We start from the raw sequence: 15,863 nt of genomic DNA on the forward strand, positions 1-15,863 counted from the left end.
ACAATCGATGCGACGCTAAGCATCGATCTGTTGCACAATACGCCCCGAACCGTTTTCATCAGGATGTTCAATGTTTAAATCATTTCCCATGCGTGTTGCCGGGTTGGCGCTGGTGCTGGCCGCTGCCGCCGGGTGCTCGTCGAAGAAAACCGCCATCTACGAGCATGAGAACTTCGACGATTCCGGAACCTTCTCCCGCAATTACCCTGTAACCGATGCGCAGAGCTGTGAAGCCGCTCGCAGGGCGCTGCTGAGCCAGGGCTACATCATCACCAGCAGTGATCCGAAACTGGTCAGCGGGCACAAGAGCTTCCAGCAGACCGGCGAAACCCACATGGAAATCAGCTTCAGTGTGGTTTGTGCCGAAGACGGCAGCGCCGGGCACCACGCCACGGTGTTTGCCAACGCCCTTCAGGACCAGTATGCGCTGAAGAAGACCAATAACTCCGCCAGCCTCGGTGTAGGCGTGCTGGGGTCGGTATCGATGCCGATCGGTTCGTCGGACGATTCGATGGTCAAGGTCGCGAGCGAAACCGTCTCGTCGTCCAAGTTCTACGAGCGTTTCTTCGCGCTGGTGGAAGTGTTCCTGCCCAAGGAAGCAAAAGAAGCGGCGCATATTCCCGACAAGCCGAAAGCCGATCTGGGCATGCCGGAGCCGCAGGCAGCACCAGCTCCCGCATCGCTGGCTCCGGAGAGTGCTGCGCAGCCCGCCCCGGCTGCACAAGCGACACCAGCGCCTGCCGAAGTCATGCCAACGGCGTCCGAGCCGGTAGCTCCGCCGCCGGAAGCCGCACCGATTACCGCGACCCCGAGCGCAGAGCCGGTACCTGTCACGGAAACGATCACGCCGCCAGCCAACCCGACCAACATTCCGCCGCCTTCAGAGCCGATCCAGGCCATGCCGATCACCGGCCAGTGATGGCGTAGCGGGGCCGGTCGAATCCGCGCCGGTCCCTTGGAATCAAGAAAGCTTGATCCGCATCAATCAGCCCGCAGTCCTGCGTGTTGTTTCGAAAAAATCCTTCGATAAATTTTTGATCGCCTGCTACGTTTTAAACAGTAGCGACGAAGTGCTGTGCCCACGTCATTTTTCTTTCACGCGGGCACTTTATGCTCAAAGCGCTGGTCAGTTATTCAGACTATTTAAACGAGTGGTGGGGGATTCAAAATGGACGACTATCAAGAAGAACTGCTCGAGTACCAGGCATTTGAACTGGACCCGCTGGAGCCAGCCGAAGACGCCACTGAGCTCTGATACTTCAAGCGTGCAACTTCAGGCGGATTGCCTGTGACTACGGCGAAACTCGCCCGGTGTCTGGTCCATCCAGCGTTTGAAAGCGCGTTGAAATGCTTCGGCTGAGGCAAACCCCAGCAGATAGGCAATTTCACCGAACGCCAATTCCGTATCGCGAATGTAGGTCATGGCCAGGTCGCGACGGGTGTCATTGAGAATCGCGCGATACTGCGTGCCTTCCTCGGCCAGTTTGCGGCGAAGCGTCCAGACGGGCAGCTTCAGGCGAGCCGCCACTTCTTCCAGGTCGGGTTCCCGACCACCGTTGAGCAACGGCCCCAACAGCTGAGTGATGCGTTCACGCAGGCTGCGGGTGCGTGTCAGTTGTTCCAGTTCCCGTTCACACAACTTGATCAGAAGACGCCAGGTGCTGGGGCAATGCTGTGGATTGCGCTGGGCGAGGCTGGCCAGGCTGAGGCGCAACTGATTGTGTTCGGCGCCAAATTGAATCGGGCAATCGCCCAGTACGTCGTAGGCGGCGTGGTAGTCGGGTTGCTCGAATTCGATATCGATGCGCTCTGCGCGCAGTGCAGTGGGGCTCACGCTGGACAGCTGGTTCAGCCAGCCGGCGATGATCGAGTCCACCACGAAGCGGTTGTAACTGTTGTAGGGGCTGATGGAATAGAAGCGCAGCCAGGCGCCCTGAGCGTCTTCGTGAAAGCTCGATTGGCCACGATAGTTGGAGCCATACAGCGCCTCGAAGCGAATCAGGCAGCGCGCCGCCTCGCGCACGGTTGGCGCCTGGGCGGCGGTCACTCCGGCCAGGCCGGCCTGACTCAGGCGACTGAGTTGCCCCATGCGCAAGCCGAGCGCCGGGTCATTGGTCAACGCAATGGCACTGTGCCCCAGGCGCATGTAGCGCGGAATCGACAGTCGCGCACCGGCCTCGCTCAGGCGGGCGGCATCGAGGCCGTACTGTTCCAGCAAAGGTTGCGGGTCGACCCCATGGCTGCGCACGGCGTCCGCCAGGCTGTGAACAAAGCCCACCGAGAGATCGCCCAAGCGCATCGGCTGCGGTTTCATGGCCTACAACCAGAGGTTCAGCAGACGCGCACCACGGGCGTTACCGTCGGCGAAGTGCTGGCCGTTGCTGGTGAGAAAGCTCTGGCCGGCGCTGGTCTGGTCCCAGAATTGCCCGCGCAGGAACACGCTCATGCCGGCGATTGCCTGGCTGGAGGGGGATTGACTGGTCAGGGTCAGGCGGTGCCAGGCCTGACCCTCGCTGAGCTCGCCGGCCTTGAGGCTGACGGAGTCGGGGGTCTTTGAGCCCTTGTAGCCGCGCCAGGGTTGATCCCAGATGCCACGGCCAGTGACGAATGCCGGGACCGCGACGATCCGTGCCTGCTGCTCGTCGAGCTTGCGGTAGTTTTCCGGGTACCAACTGTCGTTGCCGATCAACACGCCCAGGCGTCCGGCCGGGGTGTCGACGACGTTGAGTGTGTGCTCGCCATTGGCCTTGATCCCGTCCTGCTGTTCGAAAACCGGGTGCATCTGCCGCTGGGGTTGGCCGATTGGCACGCCGTCGCGACTGAATACAACGCTGCTGTTGTACAGCGCGCCACGGCCGATTTTCAGGGTGCCATCGATGATGCTTGGCTCCGGCAAAACAATGGAGCCCGCCACCAGCGTTACGCGAAACTCTTTTGCCAGGCCGCCGAACAACGCCTGATATTCCTTGGCCATGCCCTTGGCCTTCATGCGCAGGTGAGCGTCATCCAGGCGACTGCCGCCTTCGGCGCTGATCAGTGCGCGCACAAACTTCAATGGATTGCTCACGGCCAGCCAGTTCATGGCTTCCTTGAGGGTGGTGGCCTGGTAGAGCTCATCCTTTTCGCCACTGACCATCATCCAGGTGCCGATGTGCTCGGGCAGGACGACGATGGTTTTCTCGTTCAGCAGGCCCTGTTCCTGGGCTTTTTGCAGATAGGCCGCGAGTTTGCGATGCAGGCGCTCAGAGCTTTGATAGTCGGTGGGGAACAGTTCGGGCTGGATGCCCAGCAGGTTGCCACGGTCGGCGGGTGTGCCCTGATCGATGGCCAGGTCGATCCGCAGGTCGGACAGGTAATGACCCGCCGGGCGATCCGCGGCCCACATTGCGTAGGTCGTCAGGGCGGCGATCAATGCCATGGAGAAAGTCAGGTACAGAAATTTGCGCATGGGAAAGCAGTCGACAGCCTTGTACAGGATTCATGATTCGGCATTCGGAATGGAATCGAGGCTACGGTAAAACCACGGTTCGGGGCTAGATAAACGTGTTTTTTTTGATTTTTTTTAACGTTTTTTACTGAACGATGGGACGCGAGAGGCGCGATGAAGTTCATCTGGCTCGTCATGGGCAGGTGTGCCGAATTCGTCATCGCACCGGCGTAAAGCGATCAAGCCAGGGCGGCGGGAGTGCGCCAGTCTGCAGGGTCTGTTCAAGGAGTGGATTATGATCCGACTGACCCTGGCCGAAGCTCGCGAGCTGGCCGAATCGATCTTGCTGCACAACGGTTTCAACCTGGCCCACGCGCAGGCGGTCACCGCCACGGTGATAGCCGGCGAACGCGATGGCTGCGCCTCCCACGGCCTGTACCGGGTTCTGGGCTGCGTGAACTCGCTCAGGGCCGGCAAAGTGGCGGCCGATGCCGAGCCGCTGGTGATCGATCAAGCGCCTTCGATCGTGCGTGTCGATGCCTTGGGTGGCTTCTCCCAACTGGCGTTCCAGGCCGGGCTGCCGTTGCTGATGGAGAAAACCCGGGCAAATGGCATAGCCGCGCTGGCGATCAACCGTTGCGTGCATTTCTCCGCGCTGTGGGTGGAGGTCGAGCAACTGACTGCGGCCGGTCTCGTGGCGCTGGCGTGCAATCCCAGTCACGCCTGGGTCGCACCGGCCGGTGGCCACAAGCCGGTGTTCGGCACCAATCCGATTGCGTTCGGCTGGCCACGTCCCGGCAAGGATCCGTTCGTGTTCGACTTCGCCACCAGCGCGATTGCCCGGGGTGATATCGAACTGCATAGGCGAGCCGGCAAGGCGATTCCCGAGGGCTGGGGTGTGGACGCGCAGGGGCAGCCGAGCACCGATGCCAACGTGGTGCTCGATGCCGGCGCGATGCTGACGTTCGGCGGGCACAAGGGCTCGGCGCTGGCGGCGATGGTGGAGTTGATCGCCGGGCCGTTGATCGGCGACCTGACCAGTGCCGAATCACTGGCCTTCGATGCCGGCAGCAAATCGTCGCCGTACCATGGCGAGCTGATCATCGCCTTCGATCCCAAGCGCTTTCTAGGTGACGCCAGCGAGCAGCACTTGGCGCGCGCGGAAGTTCTGTTCGAGAGCATTCAGGGACAGGGTGCACGGTTGCCATCGCAGCGGCGTTACGAGGCGCGAGTGCGGAGTCTGGAGGAGGGCGTGCAGATTCCCGAGGCGTTGTACAACGACCTGAAGGCTTTGCTGGGATAAGACTATCGGTAGTAGAAGAGCGCGCCACCGATATATCGGTGGCGCTTTTTTTACAGCGGATCGCGTTGACTGACACCATCCACCAATCGAGCGATGCCCAGCGGGTTGGCGTTTTTCAGCGGGTCGGGCAGCAGCCCATCGGGGCAGTTCTGGTAACACACCGGGCGCAGGAAACGCTCGATGGCCAGGCTGCCGACCGAGGTGCCACGGGCATCGGAGGTCGCCGGGTAAGGCCCGCCATGCACCATGGCATCGCAGACTTCGACGCCGGTGGGGTAGCCATTGAACAGCACCCGGCCGACTTTCTGTTCCAGTAGTGGCAGCAGCCCGAAGTGACGTTGCAAGTCGCCAGCCTCGGCGATCAGCGTCGCCGTGAGTTGCCCATGCAAGCTGCTCAAGGCACGGCGCAGCTCGGCCTCGTCAGCGACTTCCACCAGCACCGTCGCCGGCCCGAACACTTCTTCCTGCAACAGCGGATTGCTCTCGAGCAACAGGCTGACGTCGGCCTTGAACAGTTGCGGTTGTGCCTGCGTACCCTGTTGTTCGCGCCCGGCCAGATGCTCGACACCCGCTTGCGCGTGCAAGGCCTGCACGCCCTTGGCATAGCTGGTGAGCGTGCCCTGATTGAGCATGCTCTGCGCCGGTTGCCCGGCCATCAGCGCGCTCAGCGACGCGGTAAAGGCGCTGAAAGCGGGGGAGCGAATGCCGATCACCAAGCCCGGATTGGTGCAGAACTGGCCACAGCCGAGCACCACGGAGGCGGCGAGTTCGCCAGCGATTTTCTCGCCACGCAACTGCAGTGCCTCGGGCAACACCACCACCGGATTGATGCTGCTCATCTCCGCGAACACCGGGATCGGCTGGGGCCGTGCGGCGGCCATGTCGCACAACGCGCGCCCACCCTTGAGCGAACCGGTAAAGCCCACGGCCTGGATCGCCGGATGCTTGACCAAGGCTTCACCCACTCCCGCCCCGTAGATCATGTTGAAGACGCCCTTGGGCATGTCGGTTTGCTCGGCGGCGCGGATGATCGCGTCGGCCACGCGCTCGGCAGTCGCCATGTGCCCGCTGTGCGCCTTGAACACCACCGGGCAGCCGGCGGCCAGTGCGGCTGCGGTATCGCCACCGGCAGTGGAGAAGGCCAGCGGGAAGTTGCTCGCACCGAAAACCGCGACCGGTCCGACACCGATCCGATATTGGCGCAGGTCGACCCGTGGCAACGGCTGGCGCTCGGGCAGGGCGCGGTCGATGCGCGCCCCATAAAAATCGCCGCGACGCAGGACCTGGGCAAACAGGCGCATCTGGTTGGCGGTACGCGCGCGTTCACCCTGGATGCGTGCGGTCGGCAGTGCCGTCTCCCGGGTTACCAGAGCCACGAATTCATCGTCCAGCGCCTCCAGCTGCGTGGCGATGGCGTCGAGAAACTCGGCACGGCGGCTGGCCGGGAGCGAACGGAATATTGGGTAGGCGTCGGCGGCGGCGAGGGCGGCGGCGTCGACTTCGTCCAGGGTGGCCTGCATGAAGGACCAGGGCAGCGCTTCACCGCTGGTGGCATCAAAGCTACGCACGATGAGGCTGCCAGCGGCGCTGCGCGCACCGCCAATGTAGTTGTGTCCGATGATCTCGGGCATGAAAAACTCCTGACGGAAGGTGGGGAGGCGGGTCAGGCCAGTGAATCGCCGCGGCGCGTGGCAATCGGCTCGGCGCCGTTGTGGGCGGCGACGCGGGCGGCGGCTTCGCTGTCGACCAGATGCAGCGACTTGCCACGGGTTTCCCGGGTCAGGCCGACGGCGACGATGGAGATCAGCGACGCACCGACCAGGTAGAACGCGATGGGTGTCGAGCTGTGGTACTTGTTGAGCAGGGTGATCGCAATCAACGGTGCGAGTGAGCCGGCGAAGATTGGCGCCACCTGGTAGCACAGTGACAACGCGGTGTAGCGCACATGGGTCGGGAACATTTCGGCCATTAGCGCCGAGTAGGGCGCATAGGTCATGGACTCGATGGCCAGGCCCAAAGTGATGGCGGCCATGATCAGCCAGTTGTTGCCGGTGTCCATCATGGGAAAGCCGACGAAGCCCCAGAACGCGGTGAGCACCGCGCCGACCAGGTACACCGGTTTGCGCCCGACCAGATCCGACAGATAACCCATCAGCGGAATCATGAAGAAGTGCAGCAGGTGGGCGCCGAACATCAGCAGCAGGATTTGCGAGGTGTCCTTGTTCACCACCAGTTTCAGGTAGGTGATCGAGAAGGTGACGACGGTGTAGTAGAGGATGTTTTCGGCAAACCGCGCGCCGATTCCCACCAGCACCGAGCGCCAGTGATGGCGCAGCACCTCGACCACGCCCAGCTGTTGCTGATGGACGTGTGCCTGACGGGCCTGGGCCTGTTTGAAGATGGGGGCGTCATCGACGCTGGTGCGAATCCAGTAGCCGATCAACACGACGACGGCCGAGAACCAGAACGCCACGCGCCAGCCCCAGGCGAGGAACTGCTCCTCCGACAGATTCGACGACAACAGCAGCAAGGCCACCGTCGCCACCAGGTTCCCCGCCGGTACCCCGGCTTGCGGCCAACTGGCCCAAAAGCCACGGCGGTTATCCGGGCAGTGTTCGGACACCAACAGAATCGCACCGCCCCATTCGCCACCGAAGGCAAAGCCCTGGATCAGTCGCAGCAGCACCAGCAGCACCGGAGCGGCGTAGCCGATCTCGTTGAAGCCGGGCAGGCAGCCCATCAGGAAGGTGGTGATGCCGACCACCACCAGACTCAGTTGCAGCAGACGCTTGCGCCCGAACTTGTCGCCGTAGTGACCGAACACCAGGCCACCGAGCGGACGGGCGAGAAAGCCCACGGCATACAGGGCGAAGGCGGCGATGATGCCGTCGATGGCGCTGCCGGTCTGGCGGAAGAACAACTGGCCGAAGACCAGGGCCGAGGCGGTGCCATAAAGGAAGAATTCATACCATTCGGCGACGGTGCCGGCCATGGCGGCGGCCACGACACGCTTGAGTCCCGACGGTGTGGTTGCGCTTTGCGGGTGTTGAGTGTTGGACATGCTGACGTTTCCTGTAGAGGCGCAAAAACAGGCAGCCGGGCCGGGTCCGCGAAGACCCGCCCGGCAATCACTCAGAGACCGACGTCCGGCAGTTGCGGACGGTTGGCCAGGGCCTTGGCCATGATCTGCTCGACGAACACCCGATCGGCTTCCGGCAGGGCCAGGCGTGGCGGACGGGTCAGCGCGCTGCCGCGACCGGCGATGGCTTCGCACAACTTGATGCACTGCACCAGGTCGGCACGGGCGTCGAGGTGCAGGATCGGCATCAGCCATTCGTAGATCGGCATGGCTTCGGCGAAGCGTCCGGCCTTGGCCAGGCGGAAGATGGTCTCGCCTTCTTTCGGGAATACGTTGGACATGCCCGACACCCAGCCCTCGGCGCCCACGGCGATGCTTTCGAGCACCACGTCATCGAGGCCGGCGAACAGCACGAAACGGTCGCCCACTTCATTGCGCACGTCGATGAAGCGCCGGGTGTCACCCGAGGAATCCTTGAAGCACACCACGTTGTCGCAGTCGGCCAGGGAAATCAGGATGTCCGGGGTAACGTCGTTTTTATAGATCGGCGGGTTGTTGTAGACCATCAACGGCACGTCGGCATTTTTCGCCACGTAGCGGTAGTGCTCGGCGGTTTCGAACGGCTTGGAACCGTAGACCAGCGCCGGCATCAGCATCACGCCATCGACACCGACCTTGCGCACGGCGTTGGCCACCTTGGCCGCTTGCACGCTGGTGAACTCGGCCACGCCGCAAATCACCGGCACCCGACCACGGGAGGCATCGACCGCGACTTCGGTCACGGCGATTTTTTCTTCAGCGGTCAGCGAGGTGTTTTCACCCACCGAGCCACACACCACCAGGCCGGAGACGCCGTCACGAATGACGTTGGAAATCACCTGATGGGTCTTGTCCAGGTTGATGGAAAAGTCATCGTTGAATTGAGTGGTCACTGCGGGGAAGACGCCACTCCAGTTAATACGCTTGCTCATTGTTGCCTCCAGGGGTTTGCTAAATGGGTTAATTGTATTTCGTATACGATATTTAAAATGACAACACTTGGCGAATGCTTTTTTGGGTTTTTCAGGGTTTTTATTGGCCGTTGGTCCGGGTGTTCAGGGAAGTCACTGCGCAGCAGATGGGTCAGGCCCCAGGCCAGGTGTCCGACAGTCGATAGCCTTGTGGCCATGGATCGCTCGGATCGAGCAGCAGTTGGTGGGTGCCGGTGATCCAGGCCCGGCCGGAAATGCAGGGGTAGATCGCAAGACGACCGGCCACTTCGGTCAGTGAGTCAATGCGACAGTGAAACTCCGAGCCGATGATCGAGCGCCCGATGAAGCGTTCGCCAACCTGCATCAATCCCTTGGCCTGCAACACCGCCATGCGCGCCGAGCAGCCCGTGCCGGTCGGTGAGCGGTCGATTTTGCCCGGTTGAATCACCACCGCGTTGGCGCCGGTGGCGATGCCGTTTTCATACGCGATGGGCGCCGCGATCTGGCAGAAGGAAATGTGCGACCACTCGGGGTTCAGCGGATGGGTGAAGCCCAACTGCTCATTGGCCGCACGGGTGATTTTCAGCCCGACCGCCACCAGGTCGGCGGCCTCATCGGGGCGGATCGAAAAGCCCAGGCCCTTGGCGTCGGCGATCACGAAACTGTCGCCGCCATAGGCGGTATCGACCTTGAGCGAACCGAGGCCTTCCACTTCGATCCACGCGTCCAGGCGATCGGCGAAGGAGGGCACGTTTTTCACCTCCACCCGCTGGACCTTGCCGTCACGACAATCGGCCACGGCCTCGATCAGGCCGCCGGGGGCTTCGAGCACCAGCCGGGTTTGCGGTTCGGTCATTGGCAGGATGCCGGTGTCGAGCAACACGGTGGCCACGCACAATGAATTGGAGCCGGACATCGGCGGCGTGTCCGCCGGCTCCATGATGATCCAGGCCATCTGTGCCCGTGGGTCCTTGGCCGGCACCAGCAGGTTGACGTGGCGGAACACCCCGCCACGGGGTTCGTTGAGCACGAAGTTGCGCAGGGTTTCATCCCGTGCGATCCAGCGCGATTGTTCCCAGACGGTGTCGCCGGGCGGTGGGGCGACACCGCCGACGATCACGTCGCCGACTTCACCTTCGGCGTGGCAGCTGACTACATGAACTACTTTCGATGAGCGCATTGTTCCCTCCTTGTGTTGTCTGTCAGGGCCTCATCGCGGGCAAGCCCGCTCCCACAGGGGTCTGTGTTGGATGTTGATGTTGCATCCACCGCCAGTCCTTGTGGGAGCGGGCTTGCCCGCGATGGGGCCATCAGTTATTTCACCGACTTCAGAAACGCCGCAGTCTCGGCCTGCAGCGGATTGCCAATCACCTGGTCTGGCGAGCCGATCTCGTGCACCAGGCCGTTGCGAAAGAACGCCACGCGGTCGGACACGTCCCGGGCAAAGCGGATCTCGTGCGTTACCAGCACCATGGTCATGCCGTCTTCGGCGAGCATGCGCATGGTGTCCAGCACTTCGCCGACCAGTTGCGGGTCGAGGGCCGAGGTGGCTTCGTCGAACAACATATAGTCCGGCGACATGGCCAGGGCGCGGGCAATGGCCATGCGTTGTTGCTGGCCGCCCGAGAGTTTGCCGGGGAACACCTTGAGCTTGTCGCCCAGACCCACGTGGGTCAGTTGTTGCACCGCCAGTTCCTCGGCTTCGGCCTTGCTCTTGCCCAGCACCTTGCGTGGCGCCAGCATCACGTTTTCGAGCACGGTCAGGTGCGGGAAGGCGTTCCATTGCTGGAACACGATGCCGATCCTCTGCCGCAGGCGATTGAGGTCGGTGCCGCGCTGGTGCACCTCGACGCCGTCCACGCGGATGTTGCCTTTCTGGATCGGCTCCAGGCCGTTGATGCACATCAGCAGGGTCGACTTGCCAGAGCCTGAGCCGCCGATGATGGAGACCACTTCGCCCTTGTCCACCGTCAGGCTGACACCCTTGACCACATCCAGGTCGCCAAAGGATTTGTGTACGTTTTCGATCTCAATCATTTTCTTGCCACCTTCTTTCCAGACGAGCGCCGAGGCGTGCGACCACCAGGCTCATGACGTAGTAGATGAGGCCCGCAATGCACAGCACCAGCAGCGGTTCCTGAATGCGGGTCACGATGGTTTGCGAGGCGCGCAGCAATTCGACGATGCCGATCCACATCACCAGCGCGGTGTCTTTCATGACGCCCAGGACCAGGTTCAGCCAGCCGGGGAAGGCCACTCGGGTGGCGATCGGCAGGACGATCCATCGCAGGTCCTGGAAGAAACTCAGGCCCAGCGAACGACTGGCCCGGCGCAGGGTGGGCGGCACCGAGAGCACGCCGCCGCGCACGATCTCGGTGAAGTACGCCGCGGCGTAGACCCCGAGTACGATGCAACCGACACTGAAGGCGCTGATGTTCAGCCCGACGATGCTTTTGAGTGAATTGAACAGCACGAACTGGATCAGCAGCGGCACGCTGCGAAACACATCCAGCACCCAGGCCAGTGGCAGGGTCAGCCGTGGCAACAGGGCGCGCAGCAACCCGAACAGCAGCCCCACGAGCGTGCCGAGCAGGATGGCCCAGCAGGTCAGTTGCAGCGTGACCCAGGCGCCGTTGAGCAGGAACATCAGATCGTTCCAGGAAAAGCTGGTGGAAAACATGGTCACGTCCTCAGTAACGGAACAGGCGCCAGGCCATTAGCCGGGCCGTCGCGACGATCGCCTTGGCGATCAGGTAGTACAGCACCGCGGCGATGGTGAAATATTCGAAGGAGCGGAAGGTCTTGACGTTGTAGTCCTGGGTCACGCCAGTGAGGTCGTTGTTGAGCCCGACAATCACCCCCAGCGACGTCATTAGCACCGCCCAGACCATCTGGTTGCTCAGCGGGTAGAACACGATCCGCAACAGCTGCGGCACCACGATCATCCGGTAAGCCTGGAAGGCGCTCATGCCCAGCGAGCGCGCGGCCCGCACTTGGGTGCCGGGCACGGCCTTGAGCCCGCCGCGAAAGTTTTCCGCCAGGTAGCCGGCGTTGTTGAAAGTGATCCCGGCGAGCAGGGCGAACCAGGAGCTGACGTGCAGGCCCATCGAACCCAGGCCGAAATACAACACGTAGATCTGGAACAGCGACGGGGTGTTGCGGGCAATCGACACCCAGCCGTTGCCGATACCGCGCAGCAGCGGGTGCCGGGTTTCGCGCATGACCGTCAGGGCCAGGGCGATCAGAACGCCGAAAATCATCGACAGTGCGGCGGTCTCGAACGTGACCCAGGCACCGGCGAGCATGTCCGGCAAGGCGCGCAGGGTGGCGCGCCATTGGAAGGTGTAATCAAACATGCGCGGGAGTCTCCATCGGCAGGGCAGGTTGCAACCAGGTCGGCAGGCGCCCGCTGGCGCTGCCAGTGCAGGCGGCATCGACGCATTCGGCGAGGCTGGCGAAGTGCACCGTGCGCCCCACCAAACCCGGTGCGTAATGGGCGTACTTGCCCGAGTTGGTCATCAGAGTGGTAGCGGCCGGCGGGATCACCGGTTCGCCGAGCATGCACCAGCAGGTGTCGGTCACCAGCGTGGCGCCGAAGGCTTTGATCTCGCCGATGTGCCCGGCTGCGCGCGCCTGTTCCAGCACCGCACGACCGCAGGTAATGGCCAGCACCACTTCTGGATGTTTGCGCCGGCCACGGCACAGGCGTGCGAGGTGGGCGAATTCGCCAAGAGAGAAATGCGGGTTACCCAGAGAGACCACGTCCACCCGGTTGTCCCGGGCGCTGTTGAGTTCACGCCAGCTCAGCAACAGGTCCGTCAAGCGGATCCTGTGCACGGGCAGCGCAGTGTCCGACGCCTGCACCTGCGACGGGTCGAGTGCTTCGGGGGTGATCCCGGCGATGTGGAACAGTGGCGCGGCGGAGGTGGTGGCAAACGCCGCACCGAAGGCCTTCAGGTCATCCAGATCCGGCTGCTGCTTCTCCAGCCCGAGCACCAGCGGGATCCGGCTGCCGGCGAGGCCGCCGATGTGGTAACCGAGCAAGGGGTAGAACGCATCGTCGAGCTCACCCAACGGCGGTAACTCGATCAGCAGTTGCGCCTTGCGTTGTGCGTCCAGATGGCAACCGATCAGGGGCGCGCGGCCTGTCAGGGCGATGCAGATATCCAGGTAGTCCGGGTACTTGAGGGTGCGGGCGCCGAGCACGCTGTTGGCGTAGACCACCGCGTTGGATTCGGCCCAGACGATCTGCTCGCCGGCCTTCGGCGCGCTGTCGAGCAAGTAGGGAGCACAGGTGAAACTGAGCTGCGCGCCCATCGCCATGTAGGCGTCACCCAAGGCACTGGCCGGTTCACCAAGCGCCGGGTCGATGCCCAACTCGCGCCAGCGGCGCTGGTCCACGGAAATCGAATTGAGGGTGGTGGGGACGCGAACCTTCGCGCCCCATTGCACCAGTTGTTCGGCAAAACGCAGGCTCGCGGGGCCGGTGTAAATGCAGCCGTCGATATGGGCCTGGGTGACATCCACCAGACGCGGGGCGCCTTGAATGTCAGCCATGCGCAGGACGATCTGCATCGCCATCTGCGCGGCCTTGCCCGACTGCCCATCGAGCAGCGCGCGGTCCGATTCGGTGAGTTCGATGAGGTTATGGGCTTCGCGGGTGGGCAACGGCTCGTTGGCTGCCTGCCAGGTATCGACAGGCATCTGATCGAATACCCGCAATGCGGCATTTTCGACGCGGGCGAAAGCCCCGCCGCGCAAGGCGGCGAAGGCCTCCCGGCCGATGCACAGCACCGGCAGGGAACGCTCGAAAATGGTCTGTGCCACCAGCACGCCCAGGGTCAGGATCTCATCGGCTTCGACCAGTACCAGCGCGGCCGGCGCATGACCGTTGCTGATCAGTTCCATCAGCACACTGCTGCCGGTACAGGACCCGCGGCCGCCGGGAATGGCCAGCACACGACCGGCCAGGTGTTGGCCGCTCAGCGAATGATGACGGTCGATGACTTCGCCACTGAACGGGTCGACTCCGCCCCAGAAGCTTAAGCCCACATCGGCGAACAGCAGTTCGCCCTGGGCGCAGCCCGCCACCAGGCTACGACCGGTGAGAGCAGTGGATCCAGGCATGCCGGGCATCTCAGTAGTAGACCTTCGGCACGGTCAGGTCAGTCGGCGGGATTTCGGTACCGACCCATTTGGTGAACAACTCGTTGTAACGACCGCTGCGCACCTGCTGATTGACGAACAGGTTGAGGTAGTTGAGCAGGCCGTACTCGCTGCGTTTGGCGCCCAGGGACACATAGTCGATGGTGTACGGCGCGTTGCCGGCGACTTTGAGGTTTTTGTATTTGCCCGACTTGATCGTCGCGGCGGCGACCGTATTGGTCACCACCGTGGCGTCGATGTGACCCTGGGCCACCGCCAGCAGCGTGTCGTTTTGCGACTGGTAGGCACGGAAGGAACCACTTCCCCATTTCTTCACATCGGCTTCCAGGGCGATGGCTTCAAAGGTGCCGCTGGTGTTGCCCAGGGCCTTGCCCTTGAGGTCGTTGAAGTTGTTGATGCCGGTGTTGTCGCGGGTCAGCACAACCATCTGGAAGGCGAAGTAGGGCACGGTCAGGCCGACGGTCTTGGCCCGTTCGAGGGTGTCGGAGGTGGAGGCGACGATCACGTCGGCGCGCCCGGAGATCAGCGCCGGAATGCGGTCGGGGAACGGCGTTTCTACCACTTCGGCCTCAACGCCGAGGATCTTCGCCAGGTCGTTGCAATAGTCCACGTCGAAACCGGCGGGGCTGTTGCTCGCATCACGAAAGCCCATGGGCGGGAAGTCCAGGGTCACGGCGCAGCGCAGCTTGCCTGAACCGATGATGTCGTCGAGCTTGTCGGCATGCGCGGTGGCGATGAAGGAGGTACTGAGAACAGCGCTGAGGGCTACGGCAAATACGGGGTTTTTCATAGAGGCCTCGTGATGGGAAAGTGCTGTTAGATATCGTATTGAGGATTTCGTATACGATATTAATTGTTAGCAATGAGCGTGCCGATATTTTTTTTCCTGCTGAAATTCCAGCCAGCCCTTGAGTCAGGGCGGTTTAGGGCAAGGACGCAAAAGAAGTGGCGCGATGGCGCGAAACGCAGGGTGTTACGGAAGGGAGCAGGGCGCGTGTGAAGCGCCCCTTAACGGAACATTTTTACCGACGCCCTTCCCGGTACTGGCTCGGCGAGAGACTGGTCAGTGCGCGGAACTGACGGCTGAACGCACTGTGGTCGGTGTAACCGCAACGCAGGGCGATTTCAGTGATGGGCAGGTCGGTGTCCAGCAACAGCCGCGAACCTTCTTCGAGGCGGGACTTGTGGATCATCTGCCGTGGCGTGAGCTGGAACACCCGTTTGCAATGGCGCTCCAGTTGCGCCACGGAAAACCCGGCAATCGCAGTCAGTTCGGCAAGGCTGATCGGCCGGGCGAAATGGCGCCGGATATGCGCGTCCACCGCGGCGAGTTTCTGGAATGCCGGATGATTGGACTGGGGCAGCTGCAGATCCCGCGAGATCCCGGCGAGACCGACAATCCGCCCTTGATCATCCTGCAGGGCGAGCTTATGGGTCAGGCACCAGACCGGCTGGTTTCCCAGGTACAGGTGCAGCTCCAGTTGATCGGCCAGTTCGCGGCCGGTGGACAGCACGCGCCGATCCTGTTCGGTGTACAGCGGCCCGAAGCGTGCGGGGAAGACCTGGTCGGCGGTGAGCCCGAGCAATTGTTCGCTGCGCTTGAAACCGCAGCGCAAGGCCAGCGTCTGGTTGACGAAAACGTAGCGGGCCTGGCTGTCCTTGATGAAAAACACCACGTCCGACAGGGTGTCGAGCAGCGTCGCGATGGGCTGCAGGCTGCTCAGCAGGGTGGGCAGGTCACAGGGTTTGAAGGCATTGAGTGACGGGAACATGGGGTTGGGGCCTGGGGGCGACACCGGGATCATAAAGACTCGCGGGCTTGGCCGGAACCCTGGTTTTTTTTGACCGAGTACATATCCATTTCTGCGGTAACGGCTGCTTATGGTTCCGCCCTTACGGCGGGTTACTTGGAAGAGC

The 15,863-nt window shown here is 62.6% G+C and carries 15 protein-coding genes; 3 read left to right on the plus strand and 12 right to left on the minus strand.

Annotation, left to right across the window (positions count from 1 at the left end):
* The first annotated feature begins 70 nt into the window (after positions 1 to 70).
* Complete coding sequence (locus ABTV29_RS10035) at positions 71 to 919, plus strand: DUF2242 domain-containing protein (protein ID WP_433769919.1); 849 nt, start codon at positions 71 to 73, stop codon at positions 917 to 919.
* A gap of 52 nt (positions 920 to 971) precedes the next feature.
* Positions 972 to 1,292 (plus strand): hypothetical protein, encoded by a 321-nt coding sequence (locus tag ABTV29_RS10040; protein ID WP_433769920.1) that lies wholly within the window; start codon positions 972 to 974, stop codon positions 1,290 to 1,292.
* Here ABTV29_RS10040 and ABTV29_RS10045 read toward each other — a convergent pair.
* Together ABTV29_RS10045 and ABTV29_RS10050 are read right to left on the minus strand one after the other, a co-directional pair.
* Positions 1,274 to 2,314, minus strand: coding sequence for an AraC family transcriptional regulator (locus ABTV29_RS10045; RefSeq protein WP_433769921.1), 1,041 nt, complete (start codon positions 2,312 to 2,314; stop codon positions 1,274 to 1,276). The two genes, ABTV29_RS10040 and ABTV29_RS10045, sit on opposite strands and share 19 nt — an antisense overlap.
* A gap of 3 nt (positions 2,315 to 2,317) precedes the next feature.
* Positions 2,318 to 3,448, minus strand: a complete 1,131-nt coding sequence (locus tag ABTV29_RS10050) for a nitrilase-related carbon-nitrogen hydrolase (RefSeq protein ID WP_433769922.1) — start codon at positions 3,446 to 3,448, stop codon at positions 2,318 to 2,320.
* Between the two features lie 274 nt (positions 3,449 to 3,722).
* Between ABTV29_RS10050 and ABTV29_RS10055 the strand changes: the two genes are divergently transcribed.
* Positions 3,723 to 4,730, plus strand: a complete 1,008-nt coding sequence (locus ABTV29_RS10055) for an Ldh family oxidoreductase (RefSeq protein WP_433769923.1) — start codon at positions 3,723 to 3,725, stop codon at positions 4,728 to 4,730.
* Between the two features lie 50 nt (positions 4,731 to 4,780).
* On the opposite strand, the gene ABTV29_RS10060 is transcribed toward ABTV29_RS10055, so the two are convergent.
* The 10 genes from ABTV29_RS10060 to ABTV29_RS10105 all read right to left on the minus strand — a co-directional run bounded on the left by ABTV29_RS10060 (position 4,781) and on the right by ABTV29_RS10105 (position 15,718).
* Positions 4,781 to 6,361: an aldehyde dehydrogenase (NADP(+)) gene (locus tag ABTV29_RS10060; RefSeq protein ID WP_433769924.1), complete on the minus strand. Its 1,581-nt coding sequence runs from the start codon at positions 6,359 to 6,361 to the stop codon at positions 4,781 to 4,783.
* Between the two features lie 32 nt (positions 6,362 to 6,393).
* Positions 6,394 to 7,791, minus strand: a complete 1,398-nt coding sequence (abaF, locus tag ABTV29_RS10065; RefSeq protein WP_433769925.1) for a fosfomycin efflux MFS transporter AbaF — start codon at positions 7,789 to 7,791, stop codon at positions 6,394 to 6,396.
* Positions 7,792 to 7,862: 71 nt separating this feature from the next.
* Entirely contained in the window at positions 7,863 to 8,780 is a 918-nt protein-coding gene (locus ABTV29_RS10070; protein ID WP_007944309.1) for a dihydrodipicolinate synthase family protein, read from the minus strand.
* A 151-nt stretch (positions 8,781 to 8,931) separates the two neighbouring features.
* Positions 8,932 to 9,960: a trans-3-hydroxy-L-proline dehydratase gene (locus tag ABTV29_RS10075; RefSeq protein ID WP_433769926.1), complete on the minus strand. Its 1,029-nt coding sequence runs from the start codon at positions 9,958 to 9,960 to the stop codon at positions 8,932 to 8,934.
* Positions 9,961 to 10,094: 134 nt separating this feature from the next.
* Positions 10,095 to 10,817: an amino acid ABC transporter ATP-binding protein gene (locus tag ABTV29_RS10080; protein WP_110963875.1), complete on the minus strand. Its 723-nt coding sequence runs from the start codon at positions 10,815 to 10,817 to the stop codon at positions 10,095 to 10,097.
* The gene (locus ABTV29_RS10085) at positions 10,810 to 11,460 is read right to left on the minus strand and encodes an amino acid ABC transporter permease (RefSeq protein WP_433769927.1); all 651 of its coding nucleotides are present in this window, start codon (positions 11,458 to 11,460) and stop codon (positions 10,810 to 10,812) included. Before ABTV29_RS10085 ends, ABTV29_RS10080 begins: the two co-directional genes overlap by 8 nt.
* A gap of 10 nt (positions 11,461 to 11,470) precedes the next feature.
* Positions 11,471 to 12,136: an amino acid ABC transporter permease gene (locus tag ABTV29_RS10090; protein WP_433769928.1), complete on the minus strand. Its 666-nt coding sequence runs from the start codon at positions 12,134 to 12,136 to the stop codon at positions 11,471 to 11,473.
* Positions 12,129 to 13,907 (minus strand): cis-3-hydroxy-L-proline dehydratase, encoded by a 1,779-nt coding sequence (gene lhpI, locus ABTV29_RS10095; RefSeq protein WP_433769929.1) that lies wholly within the window; start codon positions 13,905 to 13,907, stop codon positions 12,129 to 12,131. Before lhpI ends, ABTV29_RS10090 begins: the two co-directional genes overlap by 8 nt.
* A 10-nt stretch (positions 13,908 to 13,917) precedes the next feature.
* The gene (locus tag ABTV29_RS10100) at positions 13,918 to 14,736 is read right to left on the minus strand and encodes a transporter substrate-binding domain-containing protein (protein ID WP_433769930.1); all 819 of its coding nucleotides are present in this window, start codon (positions 14,734 to 14,736) and stop codon (positions 13,918 to 13,920) included.
* A gap of 232 nt (positions 14,737 to 14,968) precedes the next feature.
* The gene (locus tag ABTV29_RS10105; RefSeq protein ID WP_433769931.1) at positions 14,969 to 15,718 is read right to left on the minus strand and encodes a helix-turn-helix domain-containing protein; all 750 of its coding nucleotides are present in this window, start codon (positions 15,716 to 15,718) and stop codon (positions 14,969 to 14,971) included.
* Positions 15,719 to 15,863: the final 145 nt, after the last annotated feature.

This window comes from Pseudomonas putida, assembly GCF_050989985.1.
Lineage (GTDB): Bacteria > Pseudomonadota > Gammaproteobacteria > Pseudomonadales > Pseudomonadaceae > Aquipseudomonas > Aquipseudomonas putida_AI.